Consider the following 18,348-nt stretch of genomic DNA (forward strand, 5'->3'; position numbering starts at 1 on the left):
GTGAACGTTTCCTTTTATGATCTCTCGGTGTGGGTGCTGCCGCTGGTGCTTGCCATCACCTTCCATGAAGCCGCGCACGGTTTTGTCGCGCACCGGCTCGGCGACGACACAGCCTGGCAGCTTGGGCGCGTCAGCTTCAATCCTGCCAGGCACATCGATCCGTTCGGCACGCTGATATTACCGGCGATGCTGCTGTTTGCGCATTCCCCGTTCCTGTTCGGCTATGCCAAGCCCGTGCCGGTGAATTTTCGCAAGCTCAACAATCCGAAGCTGGACATGGTCTGGGTCGCTCTCGCCGGTCCCGTCACCAACATCCTGCTGGCGCTGGTCGCAGGTCTCGCCCTCCACGCTTTGCCCTTGGCGCCGGCAGGCTCCGCGCAATGGATCTTCGACAATCTCAAGAATGCGCTGCTGATCAACGCCGTGCTGGCGGTCTTCAACATGATGCCGATACCGCCGCTCGACGGCGGACGGGTCGCGGTCGGGCTGTTGCCCCGCGCGCTCGCCCTGCCGCTGTCGCGACTCGAGCCGTTCGGCATGATGATCCTGATCGGGCTTCTGATTTTGCTACCGCTGGCGGGTTCCCAGTTCGGTCTAAATCTTGATGTTATTTCAGCAATACTGCGAACGTTGACCGGTTATGTGATTCAAGCTGTTCTCTTGGCCACCGGCAATGCGTAGTTGAAACCGTACTTGATATCCCTGAAGACAAAGCCGAAGGGCTAGAGGCCAACTTGGTCAAAGCTGCCGATATGCTGATCGCGCGTCGCGCGGACACCCGTGCCCGAGCCGATTTCGCCACCTGGAAGATGATGGCCAAGCTGAACGGGTTGTCGGCGCTGCCCCCTGACGCACAGGGCTTCCTGGACGGCTACAAGAAGCTGCTGGAGCGGATGAGCGAGGCTGAGGCGACAGAGGCCGCCATCGCCGAGGTCTACAAATCCTACTATCTGGAGATGGGCGGCGGTGGAAACCCGCCCGACGTCCGCACGCGGCCGGCCGAACCGGCAAGGGACAATGTTACCGCTTTCCGGCGCCCGGCTCCAAAGCCGAAAAAGGCCGGCTTCTTCGGGGCAACGACGGCCGGAGGAACCCAGAAGCGCCCGCTGCCGGTGGCGCTGATCTTCGCCTGCCTGGTCGTGGTCTATGTCGGGATCAAGTTCTACTGGCGCTGAGCGCTATCAGCCTGTTTCGACGGCTTCTTGAAGTTCACCGGCAGGCTGAAGGCGAACTGATCGTCGGTCAGTTCGGCCGGCGGAACCGGCACCGGATCCGACCGGCGCACCATGGAAATGGCCGCATCGTCGAAGGCGGGATCCCCTGAGGATTCCGCGACATTGACGGACACGACATTGCCGCGCCGGTTCAGGACCAGGCTGAGCGTCACCGTCGTCGTCTTGATCTTGTCCTTGGGATAGCGCTTGTGAATCTCGAAATAGGCGCTGATCCGCTTGCCCCACTCGGCGGTCAGCTTGCGGATGTCCTTGCCGATGCCCTGATGGGGCGCCGCCGCCTTCTCGTCCTCGCGCGCGTCCTCGTTCAGTGCCTGCCTTGCCGATTCCTGGGCGTTCGGCATCTCCTCGACGGCCTGGGTCTCGACCTTAGCCACCTTCGTGGTGTCCTCCACCGGCTTCTTGGAGTCATTCTCGGTGACGAGGCGGTCCGGGTCCTCGGCCTCCTGGGGAATCTCCTTCGGCAGGTCGGTCTCCTTCACCTCGGCCTGCTGCTGCATCTGCTGCGGCTGGTACTGTGAGGCTTCGCTGTCCGGACCGGGCGGCAGATCCGTCTCGGGAAGCTTCGGTGAGGTCATTTCGACGGCGTATTCCGCGCCGTTCGCGCCGAGGCCGTCGTCACCGTCGTCGGCACGTAGGTTGGCGAGCGCGAGCGCGGCCCCGCCAAGATGCAGGCCAATCGCTACGACAGCGGCCACGATCCACAACGGCCGCGAGGATTTTGCCTCGAACACAGGGTCGGTCATCGCGCCGCCATCAGGGTTGGACTGCCCCTTGCGCCGGCCCGGCCGCCGCAGGAGGTGCCTCTAGCGCCACCAGCTTGATCCGAGAATAGCCGCCGGATCGCAGGATTTCCATCACGCCCATCAACTCGCCATACGGCACCGCCTTGTCGGCGCGCAGGAACAGATATTTGTCCTTGCTCATATCGGCGATGGCATCGAGCGAGCTGACGAGGTCGGTGCGCTTGACCGGATTCTCTCCGATCGCCAGCGTCAGATCGGGCTTGATGCTGACATAGGTCGGCTTGTCCGGCTTCTTCTGCGGCTGCGCGCTCGACGTCGGCAGGTCAATCGGCAGATCGACTGTCGACAGCGGAGCTGCGACCATGAAGATGATCAGCAGCACCAGGATGACGTCGATGAACGGCGTGACGTTGATGTCATGCGTTTCGGAGAAATCGTCGTCGTCATCATTCTCGGTGAGCGAGACAGCCATGGCTTACTCCGCCGCGTGCGAATGCGCGCTGCCATGGCTGCGGTCGAGATCGCGCGACAACAGCCGGGCGGCGGCGCCCGAGGCGCGGCTGACGAGCTCGAGATAGCCCTTCGTCACGCGCGAGAAGTGATTGTAGATGATGACGGCAGGAATAGCGGCGACGAGACCGATGGCAGTGGCGAGCAGCGCCTCGGCGATGCCGGGGGCAACCACAGCAAGATTGGTCGTCTGCGACTTCGAGATGCCGATAAAACTGTTCATGATGCCCCAGACGGTGCCGAACAGACCGACGAAGGGTGACGTCGAACCGATGGTCGCAAGCACACCCATACCGACGCGGATGCGCCGCGCTTCCGCGCGCACGATCTCGGCGAAGCTCGACGCCGCACGCTCCTTGATGCCGCCGTCGCTGGACAGGCCCGCCGACATCCGCGCTTCGCGCAGCGCGGCACTCAGGAAGGACGGCAGGATGCCCTGCTTGGTGCCGAGCGCCATCTGGGCTTCCGCGAGCGACCGCGCCTCTGCAATCCTCTTCAGCGCCGAACGAAGCCTCGTGGAGGCGATCGACAGCTCGATCGATTTTGCGATGAAGACGGTCCAGGTCACAAGCGAGGCGAAGGCAAGCCCGATCATGACCGCCTTCACGATGACGTCCGCCGACATGAACATCACCCAGGGCGACAATTCCTTCATGGCCGGCGCGATGCCGGCCTTCGGCGCTGGCTCGGACGCAGCCTCGGTCGCGGGAGCGCTGGGCGTCGCGGCCATGGGCGCCGCAGCCGTGGGCGTGGCAGCCGTGGCGGCTGCGGTCGAAGGCGCCGCGGTAGCGCTTGGTTGCGCCGCGGTAGCGGCAGTAACCGGCGCCGGCAGGGCCGCCGCAGGTGCAGGCGCTGTGGGCCGAGCCTGCGCCGCCGCCTGGGTTTGTGTCTGGGCAGCAGCAGGCGCTGTGAGCCAGGCGGCCGCGAGCAGCGCGGTTGCAACGAGGCTTGCGTGGAAAGATGCGAACTTCATACTTCGGCCCAGTTGCGAATGAGGTTGTGATAGATACCCGTCAATTTGACCGTTTCGGGATCGTCGCGCCCGAGCCGTGCCACCAGCGCCTGAATGGCGGTGTCGAGGTCAAAGATCATGCTGCGGGCTTGATCGTCCCGTATCATGCTCTGGAGCCAGAAGAAAGACGCAACCCGGGCCCCCCTCGTCACCGGGGTGACCAGATGCAGGCTGGTCGAGGGATAGAGCACGCAGTCCCCAGCTGGCAACTTCACTTCGTGCGAACCGTAGGTGTCCTCGATCACAAGTTCGCCACCATCGTAATCTTCGGGCTCGCTGAGGAATAACGTGACCGACAGATCGGTGCGAATGCGAAGGCCGGTCAGGCGGTCGCCGCGGATCGCGTTGTCGACATGCAGGCCGAAATAGTGGCCGCTGTCCGCCGCATAGCGGTTGAACAGCGGCGGAAAGATCTGGAGCGGGATTGCGGCCGCCAGGAACCGCGGGTTCGCCGTCAGCGCCGAGATGATGCGATGGCCGAGCTTGCGCGCGACCTCACCGTCCGGCGGCAACTGCTCGTTGCGCTTGACCATGGCTGACTGCGCGCCCGCGGTGGAACGGCCGTCTTCCCATTCGCTGGCATCCATCATGCGGCGAAACTCCGCCACATCATCCTTGCTCAGGACGCCTTCAATGCATGTCAGCATGGCACCTCGTTACTCTCCATCAGTAGCGCGCCGAGATCACCAGATAGGCGGCGCGCCCGGGCGCCTCCAGCACGAACGGCGTCGCGCTCTGGTACAGCGCGTCGTAGTAGCGCTTGTCGAAGATGTTGTTGACGAACAGCTTCACCTGCCAGTTCTTGTTGATCTTGGCTTCCGCGAACGCATCAAAGCGCCAGTAGCTCGGAATCGACGTGCCCTGGTTGGCCGCGAGCAAAGTGCCGCCATAGATCTTGGAGCGGTACACCGCCTGCCCGCCGAGCTCCCAGGTGTCGTTGAGCTGGTACTTCGAGAGCAGGCTGAACGACTCGTGCGCGATGTTGGCAAGCGGACGCCCGACATTGGAGGCGTAGAGTGTCGTATTGGCCGGCGGGGCCAGGGACTTCGTCACCTCCGACTGCATCAGCACGAGGCCGCCGAACACGCTCCATTTGTCCGTGATCTTGCCACCCACCCCGAGATCGATGCCGCGGACGCGATAGGCAGCGCCCGCCGTGATGCACGACACGGTCTTTGCCGGAGCCAAGGGGGCGAAGGTACAGCCAAGCGCCGCCGCCGCCGCCGTGCTGCCGACGTTCTGCGCCTCGCGCGCGTTTTCCTTGGTCGTCTCGAACAGCGCGGCAGTCAGCAGCAGGTGGCGATCGAACAACTCCCATTTGGTGCCGAGCTCTATGGCCTTGTTCTTTTCGGGCCCGAAGATCTGGTTGTTGCCACCGGCCAGATTTGGATTGATGCCGCCATAGGCGGTGCTGGTGCCGTCGAACTCCGAGCCCACGGGATTCGCCGAGGTCGCATAGGCGGCATAAACGCTGCCGTTGGGCAGCGGCTTCAGCGTGAGGCCGAGGTTGTAATCCGGAACCAGGAATTGCGCGGACTGCTGCCCGAAAGCACCCGCCGCCGTGAAAGCCGATGTCTTGATGCTGTAATCGTCATAGCGGAAACCGCCGTTGAGGATGAGGACATCGCGATAATTCGCGCTGTCCATGACGTAGCCGCTGATGGTTTCAATCCCAATCTTGGTCGGCCTGCCGGTCAGGCCCCCCGGTATCGGAAACGGATTGTCGGTGGCCTGAGGATAAAACACGCTGACGCCGGACGTCGATCCCGAGCCGGTGAAAGGCGTCGTCCCGGTCGTGATCTCCGAGCCAAGCCCGGTGTAAGTGTCGATCGACGATCGCTCGTTGTCGTATTCGATGCCTGCAAGCAACGTGTGCCTGAAGCCGGCATGATCGTCGAACTTGTACGTCGCCTCGGTCTGGTTGGCGAACACGTCGGTGGCCTGGTAGCGGCTCTGCGGGTTGGCGCTCACAGTATAAGCCGTGAACGGAGCGCCTGCGGCCAGCGTCGGCGATTCCGGCAGTGTGCCGATGTAGTTCTGCGTCGAGTGCGATTCCCGGATCTTGTTGGTGAGCAGCAGATCGGGCGTGACCTGAACTTCTGCATTGATCGTGCCGATATCCTGGCCGGTCCGGTAGAAATCGCGATTGACGAAGCCGTAGAAATTATTCCGGTTGACCCCGAAGTCCGGGAAAGGCCCGCCTGATGTCGACGACGTGCTCGGCCGATAATACGGCACGCCGAAATCGGGAATGCCCGTCAGCTCGGTGTGGATGTAATTGCCGGTGATCTTGATGGCGTCGGTCGGCTTCCAGGTCGTGGCGACGAAGGCGCCATCGCGGTTGTCCTTGACGCGATCCCGCCCCGCAACGTCGGCATCCTGAAACAGGCCCCCGGCGCGAACGGCGAGCGACGGGTTGATCACCTGGTTGACGTCGAGCGTGACACGCTTGGTCTGGTCGGTGCCAAACGTCGTGTCCATGTTATAGAAGCTCTTCTCGGTCACGGCCTGCTTGGTGACGATGTTGATGGCGCCACCCGCCGTGCCGCGGCCCGCGAAGGACGACGCTGGACCGCGCAGGATCTCGACCTGCTCGGTGAAGAAGTTCTCGCGCACGCTGACGCCGGCATCGCGCACGCCGTCGATGAAGACGTCGTTGCGGGCGTCAAAGCCGCGGATGAAGAAGCGATCGCCGAAAGCGTTGCCGCCCTCGCCGGTGCCGAGGGTCACACCGGCCGTGCTCAGGATCGCCTGCTTCAGCGTGGTGGCGCCCTTGTCCTCGAGGACTTCCTTGCTCAGCACCGTGATCGACTTCGGCGTATCGACCAGCTTCTCCGGAAACTTGCCGCCGGCCTGGACGTGATCGACCTTGTAGGGCGCAGCCGGATCTGCATAGGGATTGCGATCGGGCGACGGTGCGGCCGCATCGACGACCGGGGCCACTGCAGCCTGCTGACGTTGTTGTGCCGCACGCCGCAGCGCGTTGCGGGCGCGGACCTGATCGGGCGTCGGTTTCGCGGTGGTGGAGCGCGGCCGCTCCTTGGGCGCGTCGACGTTGACGGGTGGCAGACTTGTCTGCTGCGCTTGTGCTGCGCTCGATACCGACGCGACTGCGATCAGGCCTGCAACGGTGGAAGCAGTCTTGCCAGCCGTACCATCGAAATTGCCGACCAATGCTTGCCGTACCGCGGTCGAACGCAACGACCGCGGAGCCCTTGCCATACCCATCCTACGCCCCCATTCCAATTGCTGCAGTGTGTCGCACCGTGACAGAGCGACACACTGGTCGTATCGAGCGGGGCAATGAGGGTCAACGCAGTCACGGCATGAGCAACGTTGAATCCATCCAGATCAAAACGATTCTAAATTTGAGTTTGAAACCGTTCTAAGCTCGAGCTTGTAAGCGTTCTAAACTGGAGCCGATGTTTGTCCTTGCGATGCGCGGTTCGTGCATCGCGCTTTGCGTCAAAGCACGGGACGCCTGTCGCAGCAGGCATTGTCGCGCGACACGTTGATGCAGCGGGACATAGCGACACTCGTCTTCGTGCATCATCTTGCGCAGCCGTCAGTCGCTGCTCGGGGGCTTCATCAGCGAGAACAATTCATCGACGGTGCGCTGCGCGGTTGCACGCACGCGATCGGTGTTGTCCATGCCCACGATGTTGACGCCGCCAACGACGGCTTTGATCTCGTCGCGGAAGTCGGTGAGAAAGCGCAAGGGATCGCGCTGCTCATTGGCTACGCGAGCGATCAACCCCGTAATCAGAATCTGGCACGCGATCAGCTTGCCGTTCAATTCGTCCATTCCGCACTCCTGACGTGGCGGCGCCGATATGAACGATGCTGGTTTTGGTGACAACCGAAACGCGACCGGAGCGGTTTAGAACCGTTCTCGCGAAGGCAAATGCGCCCGCACCTGCACAGCGCGTTCGCTCGCGTCCTCCATCGCAACGTCACGACGCCTGCGAGTATTCTCTGTCTCTTGCACGCTCCTCGCTCGTCACAAGAGAATGCAGCACTGCACACCGGCGCGTCACCCGGTTGCCTACGGGGTGCAAAGCTTTCCAATTGTTTAGGATTCTCAACTGATAGTGCTGTTTACACTGGAACTTGGCGTGTAATATACAAGCCTTGCTGGAACCCTTTGATTGCCCCGCCATTCGTTGTTTTGGGCATACAAGCCGATACGCTCACAATGAAAAAGTCACGGCCGATCCTGTGGATTGTCATCATCGCAGCCGTGGCCGCCGGCGGCTATTACGGCTGGCAGCGATACCAGGCCGCGGAGGCCGGGAAAGCCCAGACTGCACAGAAGGGTGCGCCGCGCGCGCCCGCCGTGCCGGTCAGCATCGCGCCGGTCCAGAAGACCGATTTCCCGGTTTACCTGACCGGTCTCGGCACCGTTCAGGGCTTCAACACCGTACAAGTCCGGACCCGGGTGGATGGCCAGATCGACAAGATCGCCTTCACCGAAGGCCAGATCGTCAAGCAGGGCGAGTTGCTGGTCTCGATCGATCCCCGCCCCTATCAAGCCACGCTCGACCAGGCCAAGGCCAAGAAGGCGCAGGACGAGGCTAGCCTGGCCAATGCCAATCTCGAGCTGCAGCGTGCGATGAAGCTCGGCGAATTCGCGACCGCACAGCGCGTCGATACCCAGCGCTCGACCGTCGCCCAGCTCACCGCCCAGATCGCCGCCGACGAAGCCGCGATCGCCAACGCCCAGACCCAGCTCGACTACACCCAGATCACGGCGCCGATCACGGGCGTCGCCGGCCTGCGCCAGGTCGACATCGGCAACATCGTCAACGCCTCGAACCAGACCGGTGTCGTCACCATCGCGCAGGTCGAACCGATCACGGTGATCTTCACCGCGCCGGAGGACCAGCTGCCCTATATCAGCGAGGGCCAGAAATCCGGCGAGCTCAGGGTGATTGCGTTCACCACCGACGGCAAGAAGACGCTGGCCGAAGGCAAGCTTGCCGTCATCAACAACCAGGTTGATACGACCAGCGGGACGATCAGGCTGAAGGCGGTGTTCGACAACAAGGAGCACACGCTGTGGCCGGGACAATCGGTGTCGACGCGGCTGCTGGTGCGGACGCTGAAAGACGCGACCATCGTTCCCGATGACGCGGTCCAGCATTCGACCAACGGCCTCTACGCCTATACCGTCGGCCAGGACAACAAGGCCGAGGTTCGCAAGATCAAGGTCGCCTATTCCATCGACGGACGCTCGGTCATCGAGGAAGGCTTGAGTCCCGGCCAGCAGGTGATCACCGGCGGCCAGTACAAGGTTCAGCCCGGCAGTCTGGTCTCGACGACTGTCGCGAGTTCGGATCCGGTCCAGAAAAACAAGGTCCAACAGGAATGACCGACGGCGGGATTTCGGCACCTTTCATCCGTTATCCCATCGGCACATCGCTGCTGATGGCCGGCATTCTTTTTGTCGGCCTCGTCGCCTATCCGCTGCTGCCGGTGGCGCCGCTGCCGCAGGTGGACTTCCCGACCATCCAGGTCACGGCCAACTTGCCGGGCGGCAGCCCGGAGACGATGGCCTCGTCGGTCGCCCAGCCGCTGGAGCGCCAGTTCGCCCAGATTCCCGGCATCGCGCAGATGACCTCGACGAGCTATCTGGGCACCGCCTCGATCACCATCCAGTTCGACCTCAACCGCAGCATCGACGGTGCGGCGAACGACGTGCAGGGCGCCATCAACGCCGCCAGCGGCCAATTGCCGAAGAACCTGCCCTCGCCGCCGACCTACCGCAAGGTGAACCCGGCCGACTCCCCGATCCTGCTGCTGTCGGCGACATCGGACACACTGCCCCTGACCACGGTCAGCGATTCGATCGACGCCCAGCTCGCCCAGCAGATCAGCCAGATCTCCGGCGTCGCACAGGTCTTCATCGGCGGCCAGCAGAAACCCTCGATCCGCATCCAGGTCGATCCGGCGAAGCTGGTCGCCAAGGGCCTGTCGATGGAGGACGTGCGTAGCCAGATCGCGATCACCACGGTCGACAGCCCGAAGGGCAATATCGACGGCGAGAAGCGCGCCTACACGATCTACGCCAACGATCAGCTCACCCAGTCCAAGGACTGGAACGACGTCATCATCGCCTACCGCAACGGCGGCCCGCTGCGCATCCGCGACATCGGGCAGGCGGTCAGCGGCGCCGAGGATGCCAAGCAGGCGGCCTGGGCCAATGGCAAGCGCGGCGTATTCCTGGTGGTGTTCAAGCAGCCGGGCGCCAACGTCATCGAGACCGTCGACCGGATCAAGGCGACCCTGCCCCGCCTCGTCGCAGCGATCCCGCCCGCGATCAAGATCGAGCTCATCAGCGACCGCACCACGACCATTCGTGCCGCGGTCGAGGACGTCCAGTTCACGCTGCTGCTGACCATCGCCCTCGTGGTCATGGTCATCTTCGTGTTCCTGCGCAGCTTCTGGGCGACGGTGATTCCCACCGTCACGGTTCCGCTGGCGCTGCTGGGGGCCTGCGCCCTGATGTGGGTGTTCGGCTATTCGCTCGACAATCTGTCGCTGATGGCGCTCACGATCGCCGTCGGCTTCGTGGTCGACGACGCCATCGTGATGCTGGAGAACATCACGCGTTACATCGAAGAAGGCGAAAAGCCGCTCGCTGCCGCCTTCAGAGGCTCCAAGGAGATCGGCTTCACCATCGTCTCGATCTCCATCTCGCTGGTCGCCGTGCTGATCCCGCTGCTCCTGATGGGCGGCATCATCGGACGCCTGTTCCGCGAATTCGCGGTCGTGCTGGCGATGACGATCTTCGTGTCGATGTTCGTGTCGCTGACCCTGACGCCGATGATGGCCTCGCGCTTTCTGCGTGCCCATGGCGAAGTGACCCACGGCAAATTCTACAAATGGAGCGAGAGCGCCTTCGACGCGATGCTGCGCGGCTACGAATGGGGGCTCGACCATGCCCTGGCCTGGCGGCGCACCACCCTCGTGGTCTTCTTCGCCACGCTTGGGCTGTCGATCTATCTCTTCGTCCTGATCCCGAAGGGCTTCTTCCCGCAGCAGGACGTCGGCCTGATAACGGCGACCTCGGAGGCCTCGCAGGACATCTCCTTCGCCGAGATGCAGCGCCGGCAGGTCGAGCTCGGCAAGATCGTCATGCAGGACCCCGACGTCGCGACGATCGCGATGAACATCGGCGGCAGCGGCCGCGCCGGCAACAACGGCAACATGTTCATCACGCTGAAGCCGCGCGACAAGCGCGAGGCATCGGCACAGCAGATCATTGCGCGGCTGCGCCCCAAGCTCGAGAAGGTATCGGGCGCCCGTCTGTACATGCAGGCGGCCCAGGATGTCCGCCTCGGCGGCCGGCCGACCCGCACGCAGTTCGAGTTCACCTTGCAGGATGCCGATCTCGCCGAGCTCAACGACTGGGCACCGAAGATCCTGGCCAAGATGCAGACGCTGCCGGAGCTGCGCGACGTCGCCACCGACCAGCAGACCCAGGGCACGACGGTTCAGCTCAAGATCAACCGCGACACCGCCGCGCGCTATGGCATCCAGCCGCAGCTGATCGACGACACGCTGTACGACGCCTTCGGGCAGCGGCAGGTGACGCAGTATTTCACCCAGCTCAACACCTACAAGGTGATCCTGGAGATCCTGCCGGAAATGCAGGGCAATCTCGACAGCCTCAACAAGCTTTATCTGAAGTCGCCGCTGACAGGCGACCAGGTGCCGCTCTCGACCTTCGCGACTTGGACCACCGACCCGGTCCGCCCGCTCTCGATCAGCCACCAGGGCCAATTCCCGGCGATCACCATCAGCTTCAACCTCGCCCAGGGCGTTGCGCTCGGCCAGGCCACCGAGGCCGTGCAGAAGGCGATGGCCGATCTCGGCGCGCCGGCGACGCTGAACTCGAGCTTCCAGGGCACCGCGCAGGCGTTCCAGCAATCGCTCGGCACCGTGCCGCTTTTGATCCTCGCGGCGCTGGTCGTGGTCTATCTGATCCTCGGCATCCTCTACGAGAGCTACATCCATCCGATCACGATTCTGTCGACCCTGCCCTCGGCCGGCGTCGGCGCGCTCGCGATCCTGATGGCCGCCGGATTCGAGTTCAGCCTCATTGCCTTGATCGGCGTCATCCTGCTGATCGGCATCGTGAAGAAGAACGGCATCATGATGGTCGACTTCGCCATCGCGGCCGAGCGCGACGAGCACAAGACGCCGGAGGAATCGATCCGGCAGGCCGCGCTGCTGCGCTTCCGCCCGATCATGATGACGACGATGGCAGCATTGCTGGGCGGCGTGCCGCTGATGCTCGGCCACGGCACCGGCGCCGAGATCCGCCAGCCGCTCGGCTACGCCATGGTCGGCGGCCTCATCGTCAGCCAAGCGCTGACGCTGTTCACCACACCGGTGGTCTATCTCTACCTCGACAAATTCTCCAACCTGTTCAAGGGCGGCTCGGCCGACGAGGATGGGCTCGAGACGTCGGAGCACGGCACCGTCAAGGAAGCCGCCGAGTAGCTTGCGTCGCGACATCCGCGACGCTACAGCCAAGCCCTCGGTTCAAGCCAACGCGGTCACGCCATGCCCATGCAATCCAGACTTGTCGCCCTTGCCGCCGCTGTTCTGTTGTCGACGGGCGCTGCGTCTGCCCAGCAGGGCAGCAAGAAGAACGCGGCTTCCCCTGCCCCCGCCGCCCAGCCGACGCCTGCACCAACCCAACCGCAGGCCGAGAGCACGCCGCCTCAGCCCGGCTGGATCGCGCGCTGCACCAGCGCGAGCCGCGACGCCCCGCTCGAATGCGCGATCGAGCAGAACGCAGTGCTGACCAAGACCGGCCAGACCATCGTCTTGATCAACATCCGCGTCGCGCCCGACACCCGCACGCCGGTTGCGCTGCTGCAGCTGCCTCTCGGCCTCAATCTCCCGCTCGGCGCCAAGCTTCAGGTCGACGAAGGCAAGACGATCGATCTGCAGATCCAGACCTGCGAGAACCGCGGCTGCTATGCCTCGACGCCGATCGCGCCCGACCTGCTCGCGAGCCTTCGCTCGGGCAAGCAGCTGAAGGTCTCCTTTCAGAACATGGCCAAGGAGACGATCGCGATCCCGATGCCGTTGAACGACTTCGCCGCGGCCTACGACAAGATCAAGTAATTTGCGCGGCCAGCTCTGATCAGCGTTGCGGAAGCTGGATGGACGCCATGTAGTCGCGGATCGACCGATCAGGGATCGACTTGCGCGCAATCAGGTGATGAATACAGTTCGCAGCAAGGTCGAATGAGCGGTAGCAATGATGAGCGATCATTGCCAGATGCTTGAGTTGCTCGACCGTCATGTCAGTCGGCCGCATGAAGTTTCGCACATAGACGATATCGGCCTCCAGCAGCTGGTTCATCGCCGCGTAGGGATTGGATGGGTCGCTCAAGGGAGCGATCATACGCCGGTTGATGGCCGTAAAGGCGTGAGGAACGAACCCCTGCTTGCGCAATTCGCCATCGATATCGCCGAATGTCGGCTGCTCCTTGTAAAGGCAAAGAAACGAGACCTCCGTTTGAATGGCGACGGCCTGCTTCAGCTTCTGCCGCCCGCTTCCGAAGACCGCCAGCTCGGAGCCCTGAACGTCGATTTTCAGGAAATCCAGATCCCGGATTTCGGCGATATCGTCGAGCCGGCGGGTCTGAACCGGATGTTCGCTGACGACGCTGCCCCATTCGGAAAATTTCGCAAAATGCGACAGCACATTCTGATCCGGAAGCAGCAGGCTCGTCATTCCCGGGATTCGGCACAGACGCAGCTTTGCCTTGTGCCCATTGCCGACGACATAGTGATAGTAGCTCTCGAGGTCGCTCTTGCGGGCATTGAGCTCTGCAAGCGCTTCGTCCTGCGGTTCAAAGCCAACGACGGTACAAAGCCTTCGTTGCAGCATCGCCTTGTAGGGCGGCTCGCCATCGATCGGATTGGCTCCGACATCCACGACCGCGGTCAGCCGTGCGGGCCGGATGAGATTGTTGAGAAGGTCCGGTTCGTTGTCAGTCATTTCAGGAGAAGCCTCTGGAAGGAATGACATGAGGCTTCACGCCGAGGCGACCTCATGATGAGATTTACACGGCAAACGAGGCCGGCGCTTCGCCAGCGCAATGCCGACGCCACATTTCATCGAAAGCCTTTTCGATGTGCCGCGTCATGCGGGCGGTATCGAACAGCGGCGAAGTGGTCCGCTGCGACACCAGCTTGCTCTTCAGGGCGCTTCGAAGTTCGGAATCATGCGCGATCCGAAGCGCCAAGCTCTCATAATCGTTTAGCGATTGCGTCACCAGTTCAGGCAGGCCGACAGCGTTCAGGATGCTGGCTGCAACGCGTCCCGCAAAGGCGGTGCCGAGGCAGGTCACAACGGGCAAGCCGGCCCAGAGAGCGTCGCTGGCCGCCGTATGGGCATTGTAGGGCAGTGTGTCCAGGTACAGATCGGCGAGTTGGTGGCGCGCCAGGTGCGCGTCGGCAGCCACTTGTGGGGCGAACACGATCCTCTCTGCCGCGATGTCGCGCGCAACGGCCTCACGCTTCAGGTTCTCCCTGGCGATCGGGTCGCCATCAAGCAGCCAGAGGACGCTGCCGGCGGTCTCGGCAAGCAGCCGCATCCAGACATCGAACAGCACGGGCGTGATCTTGGATGTTCTGTTGAACGCACAGTAGACGAACGCATCGTCCCGCAGTCCGACCTCGCTTCTGGCAGGTACATTTGCAAGCGATCGCCTTGCGTCAGTCGCCTGATAGCTGTCCGGAAGGTAAATCACCTTCTCGGCGTAGTGCTTCTGCTCGGCTTCGGGAATGACGATCCGGTCGGCCATGATGTAGTCGATATAGGACGCGCCCATCGTGCCGGCAAAGCCGAGATAGTTGACCTGGATGGGAGCGGCCCGGTGCGCGAGGATTTTCGGCCTCGCGCCCGCGGTGAAGCCTCCGAGATCGACGAGAACCTCGATGTCGAGCTGGCGGATCAGCTTGACCACATCCTCGTCGGCAAGATGGCTGACATCTTCAAAGCGTTCGAATGCTGCCTCCATCCGACGGCGCATCGCGCTGCGGTCATCCGGCCCGTAGGACATGGCGCTGACGGCGAAGCGCTCACGGTCGTGCGCCTCAAAAACCCCGGCCATCAAATTTGCGGTGGCGTGATTGCGAAAATCGGCGGACAAGTACCCGATCCGCAGCCGGGAAACCGGTGACGGCGTTCTGGGTCTCGCCGCACCTCGGTCCGGGGCGACCTCGGCGACGAATGTCTTCGCACAGGTCAATTGGCGTGCGGGAGACGACGAAGCATGAAGGAACATGAAGGGATCGACCGCCACGCCGGATTCGACGGCCTCGTCCAGGCCGGCCTGTTCACGTTCGAAATCGCGCCAATCGGCCCACTTCCGCCTGGCATCGACGAGCTTGCTCAAGGCGAACGGGAAGGCCTTGTTGAGTGCGACAGTTCTTTCGAGTGCTCCGATCGCTTCGTCGTGTCGGCCCATTTGGCCAAGGACCTCGGACAAGACGAAATGAAGCTGCGGATTCGACGGTGCAAGCGCGACGGCTCTTTGGTAGCAGCCAAGCGCTTCGTCGAGCTGACCGAGCTGCCGGAACGCACTGCCCCGGTTGGCGAACGCTGCGCTCGATGGCGCGATCGCAATGGCGCGATCAAATTCCGCGATGGCCCCGTGAAGCTCCTGCCGAGCCATCAGGATCGCTCCGCGATTGAGATGCGCATCGGCGAAATCAGGCGACAGGGCAATCGCTTTCGCGAACCAGGCCAGCGCATCGTCCGTCTTGTCCAATGCACGCAGCACGTTGGCATAGTTGAAAACGACGTCGGGATTGCCGGCATCGACGCGGGCGGCCTTCTTGAGCAGCGGCTCGGCGTCCGCCAAATTGCCGCGCTGAGCGTGCAACAGCCCCAGCATATGCAGCGCGACAGGATGCGTTTTGCTTCCCTTCAGGACTGAAGTATAGGCCCGCTCCGCCTCCAACAGATTGCCCGAACGGTGCGCCGCAATGGCCTGGTCCAGACTAGCCGAGGGATGGAACGAGATGGGGGCCGACGCTCCCTTGTTGCGGCTTTGCTGCGCCATAAGACTGGTTCTGCACCCGACGACGGTTGGTCTCTTGGTGAATTGGTGCAAAAACTCTAGTCGCCTTCGCTAGAGAGAACAACGGCCCGCGCCATCGCGCTGCAAGGCACGAAATCACTGCGCAAATGCCCATTTTCGCACGCGGTAATCGATGCCGACCAACTCGGCTTTTCGATCCTTCGCGCGGTGACGATGTTCAAAGTGACCTGCAAAAAAATGACCCCCAGCGAAACCGCTGGGGGTCTTTGTCGTCGGCTCAGGACTGAGCTTAGAAGTTACGCTGAGCGCGGAGGAGCAGGGCGACCGAGTCCTGGTCCTTCAGCTCATAGAGAGCTGCCGGCTTGGCAGCGGCCGCAAGGCCCGGGCTCGCGATGGTGCCCGAGTACTTCTGGTCAAGACGCGACCAGCTCACGTCCGCCGTGAAGGCCAGGTTCTTCACCGGGGTCCACACGGTGTTGACACCGATCACAGCGAAGTTGAAGTCCGGGTTGCAGTTGCCCGTGAGACCAAGCAACGTGACCATGTTCGCGCAGATCGCGGCCTTGCCGCCGGAACCGTACTGAATGGCGCCGTAGCCACCATAGATCGCGCTCGCCCAGTTCGGGCTCCAGTTGTGGGTGTAGCCACCGCGGAAGCCCCAGGACTTGACGGATTCGATGCCAGAGCCGGTGGTGTAGACACCATCAGCAATGCCGGCGAAGCCGAGGCCCTGATAGGCAATGCCGCTACCGCTGTACATGAAGAAGGTCTGCGGGAACAGGCTCTGGAAGTTGTAGCGGCTCGCACCGTCGGTGTAGACCGCCTGCAAGTTGATCGAGTCACCCGCGCCAGTCGGGATGTTCTTGATCGACAACGAACCCTGGACCGCCCAGCCCCACTTGTCGCCCGGGTGACCCGTGGGTTCCGTCGCGCCGTAGTAGGCAGCATGCATGTCATGCGCAGCAACCGAGATCTGAGCCAGACCCCAGGCCTGGTCAACACGGATCGCACCGGTGATGTCGGGCGAGCGCGTTCCACCCCAGTTGTTGGCGCCGTACGCACCTGTGATGATGCCGCCCGCAGTCGCGCTCGACAGGTTCCACAGGTTCGACTGACCACCAGCGGAGGTCGTTTCATCCTCGAGCGCGATCGAGCCGGTGATGCCCTGGCCGAAGTCAGCGGTATAGGCGACCTGGTTGATACCGGTCACGTGGTTGGAACCGCCCGGAAGGGTATCGGGACCGCCAGCCGGATAGCTCTGCCACGGGGCGTCGAAGATCGAGACCGTGCGGCCGAAGGTGAAGCCGGCGAACTGGATGAACGCATGGTACAGGCCGAGCGAGGCCGAAGTGTTAGGCGTACCATTGAGGGTCGACGGGTTGCTGTTGCTGACAGCTTGCGTATCCCAGGTGAAGACCATGTCGGCGAAGGTGCGAACCACGCCGTACTCGGTCGCCGTGCGCGTATCGACCGTGAGGTCCATACGAGCGCGCATGCCCCAGTAGTTCGTCAGACGGTTGTTCGAACCCTGGTTCGCGCCCTGACGGAAGCCATAGTCGCCGCCCTGGGCCCAGTAGTCAGCGCGGACGTAGCCGCCGAACTTGATGCAGGTATCGGTGCCCGGCATGTAGTAGAAACCCGCACCGTACAGGGAGCAGATCTTCACGTATTCGACCGCCTTGGCCTTCACGGGGAGATCGGCTGCTTGAGCTCCGCCCACGGCGATCAGACCCGCCGCTGAGCCGAGCAAAAGGCTCTTAACCAACTTCATGTTAAACCTCCAAGTTGCTCTTCAGGGAAGGTCACTGACCCGAACGGCCAATTCCCCAACCCCCTTTAAATCACCGCTTTGGCCGCCTTCGCGTCTTCGGACACACCCGCATGAACGCGAGGGACTTAAGCGAAAGACCTAAACGGGACGACCTTGGGATGCCCCCCTCCGTCGCCCGATCACCATGATGGATGGCCGATGCACACGCAACATCCGAACGGGCCCAAACACCGCCGAACAATCCGAATCCGGGCAGGTGTTGCACAAAAATCACGCAACATTTTTTCGGCCAAGATCGAATAATCATTTGATTTTACTTCATAAAATATCGATCACAGCTGCGTGACGCCCAGGGTCCCCGACGGAACCCGCCGCTATGCGGTTTGCAGGCGAACCCTGGAGACCGCACTTCAGGGCTTGGAAAGGTCGAATCGGGCCGCGTGGAAAGAGCGGTCCGCACCACACGTCATCGCAGCAGCGACACGCGCCTTTCAAATTATTACTGTTACGCGGACGCATCAGTTCACGAGCCGTATTTTGCGCGGCGAGTGAAGATCGCAGCTATGCGAAGGCGAATCGCCACGGCCCAGGTCGGTCACAACGCGATGAGCTGCTGAACAGAGATTGCCGGACGAGGATGGTGACCGCGTTCGCTCATCGCAACGTCGGAGCGCGGGCGCGCCGACAACGCGAGCGCGGCGCCGGGCCAGGTGTTCCGCGCTCGGCCGATCAATGGACGATCCAGGCCGGGAATCTGACGCTTGGCTGGGGAACCTGGATTCGAACCAAGACAAACAGAGTCAGAGTCTGTTGTGCTACCGTTACACCATTCCCCAACGGAATAGCCGAACAAATTCAACGTCTTACTGATTTGTCCGACTGTGGCCGGCAGCGCGGTTTGCGCAAATCGCGGCTCAGGCGTGCAGCCTTCTACCTGCTCAGCCATAGGCTGGCAAGCGCGGCTGTGCATCTGGAGGATCGCACGACGATCGCACTTGCCGGA

14 protein-coding genes and 1 tRNA gene are annotated in these 18,348 nt (G+C 62.6%); 5 read left to right on the top strand and 10 right to left on the bottom strand.

The features are described 5' to 3' along the window. Both XH80_RS38725 and XH80_RS38730 read left to right on the top strand, forming a co-directional pair. Positions 1-681 (top strand): site-2 protease family protein, encoded by a 681-nt coding sequence (locus XH80_RS38725; RefSeq protein ID WP_271603157.1) that lies wholly within the window; start codon positions 1-3, stop codon positions 679-681. 71 nt (positions 682-752) lie between these two features. Next, complete coding sequence (locus XH80_RS38730; RefSeq protein WP_271603326.1) at positions 753-1,175, top strand: hypothetical protein; 423 nt, start codon at positions 753-755, stop codon at positions 1,173-1,175. Here the strand turns inward: XH80_RS38730 and XH80_RS38735 are convergent. The 6 genes from XH80_RS38735 to XH80_RS38760 all read right to left on the bottom strand — a co-directional run bounded on the left by XH80_RS38735 (position 1,163) and on the right by XH80_RS38760 (position 7,305). Then, on the bottom strand, positions 1,163-1,978 hold the full coding sequence (locus XH80_RS38735) for an energy transducer TonB (RefSeq protein WP_271603158.1): 816 nt from the start codon (positions 1,976-1,978) through the stop codon (positions 1,163-1,165). The genes XH80_RS38730 and XH80_RS38735 overlap by 13 nt on opposite strands. Positions 1,979-1,988: 10 nt before the next feature. Further along, positions 1,989-2,450, bottom strand: a complete 462-nt coding sequence (gene exbD, locus XH80_RS38740; RefSeq protein WP_220001949.1) for a TonB system transport protein ExbD — start codon at positions 2,448-2,450, stop codon at positions 1,989-1,991. Positions 2,451-2,453: 3 nt separating this feature from the next. Beyond that, the gene (gene exbB / locus XH80_RS38745) at positions 2,454-3,461 is read right to left on the bottom strand and encodes a tonB-system energizer ExbB (protein WP_271603159.1); all 1,008 of its coding nucleotides are present in this window, start codon (positions 3,459-3,461) and stop codon (positions 2,454-2,456) included. Beyond that, complete coding sequence (locus tag XH80_RS38750) at positions 3,458-4,147, bottom strand: Fe2+-dependent dioxygenase (protein WP_271603160.1); 690 nt, start codon at positions 4,145-4,147, stop codon at positions 3,458-3,460. The genes exbB and XH80_RS38750 overlap by 4 nt, the downstream gene beginning before the upstream one ends. A 19-nt stretch (positions 4,148-4,166) precedes the next feature. Then, entirely contained in the window at positions 4,167-6,728 is a 2,562-nt protein-coding gene (locus XH80_RS38755; protein WP_271603161.1) for a TonB-dependent receptor, read from the bottom strand. Between the two features lie 337 nt (positions 6,729-7,065). Next, entirely contained in the window at positions 7,066-7,305 is a 240-nt protein-coding gene (locus XH80_RS38760; RefSeq protein ID WP_271603162.1) for a hypothetical protein, read from the bottom strand. A gap of 390 nt (positions 7,306-7,695) precedes the next feature. Between XH80_RS38760 and XH80_RS38765 the strand changes: the two genes are divergently transcribed. The 3 genes from XH80_RS38765 (at position 7,696) to XH80_RS38775 (ending at position 12,641) form a co-directional block, all read left to right on the top strand. Continuing rightward, the gene (locus XH80_RS38765; RefSeq protein WP_271603163.1) at positions 7,696-8,871 is read left to right on the top strand and encodes an efflux RND transporter periplasmic adaptor subunit; all 1,176 of its coding nucleotides are present in this window, start codon (positions 7,696-7,698) and stop codon (positions 8,869-8,871) included. After that, the gene (locus XH80_RS38770) at positions 8,868-12,008 is read left to right on the top strand and encodes a multidrug efflux RND transporter permease subunit (protein ID WP_271603164.1); all 3,141 of its coding nucleotides are present in this window, start codon (positions 8,868-8,870) and stop codon (positions 12,006-12,008) included. The genes XH80_RS38765 and XH80_RS38770 overlap by 4 nt, the downstream gene beginning before the upstream one ends. A 63-nt stretch (positions 12,009-12,071) precedes the next feature. Then, complete coding sequence (locus XH80_RS38775; RefSeq protein WP_220001943.1) at positions 12,072-12,641, top strand: invasion associated locus B family protein; 570 nt, start codon at positions 12,072-12,074, stop codon at positions 12,639-12,641. A 19-nt stretch (positions 12,642-12,660) separates the two neighbouring features. Here XH80_RS38775 and XH80_RS38780 read toward each other — a convergent pair whose 3' ends face one another. The 4 genes from XH80_RS38780 to XH80_RS38800 all read right to left on the bottom strand — a co-directional run bounded on the left by XH80_RS38780 (position 12,661) and on the right by XH80_RS38800 (position 18,181). After that, complete coding sequence (locus XH80_RS38780) at positions 12,661-13,524, bottom strand: FkbM family methyltransferase (RefSeq protein WP_220001942.1); 864 nt, start codon at positions 13,522-13,524, stop codon at positions 12,661-12,663. A 64-nt stretch (positions 13,525-13,588) separates the two neighbouring features. After that, positions 13,589-15,595: an O-linked N-acetylglucosamine transferase, SPINDLY family protein gene (locus XH80_RS44175; protein WP_442869201.1), complete on the bottom strand. Its 2,007-nt coding sequence runs from the start codon at positions 15,593-15,595 to the stop codon at positions 13,589-13,591. A 268-nt stretch (positions 15,596-15,863) separates the two neighbouring features. Further along, on the bottom strand, positions 15,864-17,345 hold the full coding sequence (locus XH80_RS38795; protein WP_271603167.1) for a porin: 1,482 nt from the start codon (positions 17,343-17,345) through the stop codon (positions 15,864-15,866). Between the two features lie 762 nt (positions 17,346-18,107). After that, a tRNA-Gln gene (locus tag XH80_RS38800) sits at positions 18,108-18,181 on the bottom strand. Positions 18,182-18,348 lie beyond the last annotated feature (167 nt).

It is taken from the genome of Bradyrhizobium sp. CCBAU 45384 (genome assembly GCF_028128665.1).
Taxonomy (GTDB): domain Bacteria; phylum Pseudomonadota; class Alphaproteobacteria; order Rhizobiales; family Xanthobacteraceae; genus Bradyrhizobium; species Bradyrhizobium manausense.

Coding starts and splice junctions, on each gene's coding strand:
- XH80_RS38730 (WP_271603326.1), top strand. CDS start 753: ATGCTGATCGCGCGTCGCGCGGACACCCGTGCCCGAGCCGATTTCGCC.
- XH80_RS38735 (WP_271603158.1), bottom strand. CDS start 1,978: ATGACCGACCCTGTGTTCGAGGCAAAATCCTCGCGGCCGTTGTGGATC.
- exbD (WP_220001949.1), bottom strand. CDS start 2,450: ATGGCTGTCTCGCTCACCGAGAATGATGACGACGACGATTTCTCCGAA.
- exbB (WP_271603159.1), bottom strand. CDS start 3,461: ATGAAGTTCGCATCTTTCCACGCAAGCCTCGTTGCAACCGCGCTGCTC.
- XH80_RS38750 (WP_271603160.1), bottom strand. CDS start 4,147: ATGCTGACATGCATTGAAGGCGTCCTGAGCAAGGATGATGTGGCGGAG.
- XH80_RS38755 (WP_271603161.1), bottom strand. CDS start 6,728: ATGGGTATGGCAAGGGCTCCGCGGTCGTTGCGTTCGACCGCGGTACGG.
- XH80_RS38760 (WP_271603162.1), bottom strand. CDS start 7,305: ATGGACGAATTGAACGGCAAGCTGATCGCGTGCCAGATTCTGATTACG.
- XH80_RS38765 (WP_271603163.1), top strand. CDS start 7,696: ATGAAAAAGTCACGGCCGATCCTGTGGATTGTCATCATCGCAGCCGTG.
- XH80_RS38770 (WP_271603164.1), top strand. CDS start 8,868: ATGACCGACGGCGGGATTTCGGCACCTTTCATCCGTTATCCCATCGGC.
- XH80_RS38775 (WP_220001943.1), top strand. CDS start 12,072: ATGCCCATGCAATCCAGACTTGTCGCCCTTGCCGCCGCTGTTCTGTTG.
- XH80_RS38780 (WP_220001942.1), bottom strand. CDS start 13,524: ATGACTGACAACGAACCGGACCTTCTCAACAATCTCATCCGGCCCGCA.
- XH80_RS44175 (WP_442869201.1), bottom strand. CDS start 15,595: ATGGCGCAGCAAAGCCGCAACAAGGGAGCGTCGGCCCCCATCTCGTTC.
- XH80_RS38795 (WP_271603167.1), bottom strand. CDS start 17,345: ATGAAGTTGGTTAAGAGCCTTTTGCTCGGCTCAGCGGCGGGTCTGATC.